Here is a 1,669-nt window from a genome sequence, read left to right on the forward strand (position 1 = left end):
CACGGGCATTGCAGCGCGGGATCGCCACTTAGCGTCCCGCTCGCAAAGCACGCGCCAGCTTCAAGACAGCGCCAGACCTGACACCACATGGCAGCTACAAAATGTGCGAAAAATTCTGGACACTACCAATACCCCGACGATGCCAGCCACCACACCACCAATAAATGTCCACGTCTTGCTCATGCTTTTCTCCTTTTCTGTTGGGCAAACGCAGAGGGCGGGTCTGACCCCACCCCTGTGTGCCTGTTCATGGTTAGTCGTCCCAGTTTTCTTTGATGACCTGCAACACAGCAATGGCCACAGGTATCCACGCCAACGGGTTCATATATCCTCCTTGGGTATCAGCAGCGCGGGATGCGCTGCCGTTTGTGTGTGAGAATCGCACGGAGCGTCCGGTACAGATTCCAGTGACAAAAGTCCGGTGACACCATCATGACGCGCCTCCCTGCAGAAGCGCATCCTGAAGTACACTAAACATGGCGGGCGCCAAATCGGGCAGGTCGTTGATGACCATGCTGGTCTGTGGCAGCAGATGGGATATATGCTCATCGCGGATGCCCAGGCCATAAACCTCAAAGCCAAACTTTTGAGCTATGTTCAAGGCCTGTCGTGCTGCGTGAGTGCTGTCAGGTACACCGTCAGTGATAATCAGAATTATTTTTCGCTGCTCCTTGAGGAACAGCATGGTCTGCATGACCCACCACAAGGCCGCAGCCAGAGGGGTGCCGCCCGATGCATTTATGTCAAAACTGTCCGGCATCTTTTGACCATGTCGCATGATAGGGAATACGGAATTTGTGGAGGCCGTCGCGGGAAAGGCCGTGACGGCAGGGTTTACGCCCCTGATATTTTCCAGTGCTTTTGTTACAGCAAAGCAGGCCTGCCTTGCCAAGGCGATGGGTGCGCCGCTCATGCTGCCGCTGACATCAAGCAGAATGTGTACGGCGGTATTGAGGCCCCGCTGCTCCGCCTCCTTGCGAAAGATGCGTGGATTGCCCGTTTGCAGCCTATGGAGCGAGCCATGATGCAAGGCTCCGCGTCGACCGATGCTGCACCGTTTTTGCGTCTGCGCCTGCAGAAAACCTTGGAGCCTGGTGCGGAGGGCAATGCTGGCTTGGAGCGCTTGCAGCTTTTGCGCCTCCGGCAATGCTCCAGTCTGCCGAAAACCTTCAACAGCGACTGCAACCGTTTCGGCTGTAAATTCCGCCAGATGGCTGGTGAGGGTTGTCAACAGAAGTTCTCCGAGGTTTTGTGGCAACTCCTGTGCTTCGGCATGCATCAGGGCTGTCAGTTGCGCCTTGGCTCTACTGGAAGGTGGAGGCGCGGACAGGTCTGTTTGCGATGCACAAGCTGGCGAGCCCTTTTGTTCCATTTGTGAGGCGGAATCGCTGTGGCCAGCGCTATCCCCCATACCCGCATGCGTACCAGATGAGCGGCCTTTGTCTCGGGTTTCGTGCCCATTGCCTTTTTCTCCTTTACCTGGTTTAAGATTTTCACCGTGTTTTGCCTGCTGCTGCGGTTTCCATTTTCGGATGCACTGGGCCAGGGTAATCCCCCCAGAAAAAAGTAGCATTTCAAAGTAGAATTTCCGAGAATAAGCAATCTGGAGATTTTACAATGAAAAAGTCACGCTTCACGGACAGTCAAATCTTGGCGATTTTAAAACAGG

At 54.6% G+C, this 1,669-nt stretch carries 2 protein-coding genes; both read right to left on the reverse strand.

Annotation, left to right across the window (positions count from 1 at the left end; genetic code table 11):
• Nucleotides 1-60 precede the first annotated feature (60 nt).
• On the reverse strand, nt 61-183 hold the full coding sequence (locus tag V6C16_RS12635) for a hypothetical protein (RefSeq protein WP_333536878.1): 123 nt from the start codon (nt 181-183) through the stop codon (nt 61-63).
• A 247-nt stretch (nt 184-430) separates the two neighbouring features.
• Entirely contained in the window at nt 431-1,411 is a 981-nt protein-coding gene (locus V6C16_RS12640) for a cobaltochelatase CobT-related protein (RefSeq protein WP_333536877.1), read from the reverse strand.
• Nucleotides 1,412-1,669: the final 258 nt, after the last annotated feature.

Origin of the sequence: Desulfovibrio sp. 1188_IL3213 (assembly GCF_036763145.1) — a bacterium.
GTDB lineage: Bacteria > Desulfobacterota > Desulfovibrionia > Desulfovibrionales > Desulfovibrionaceae > Desulfovibrio.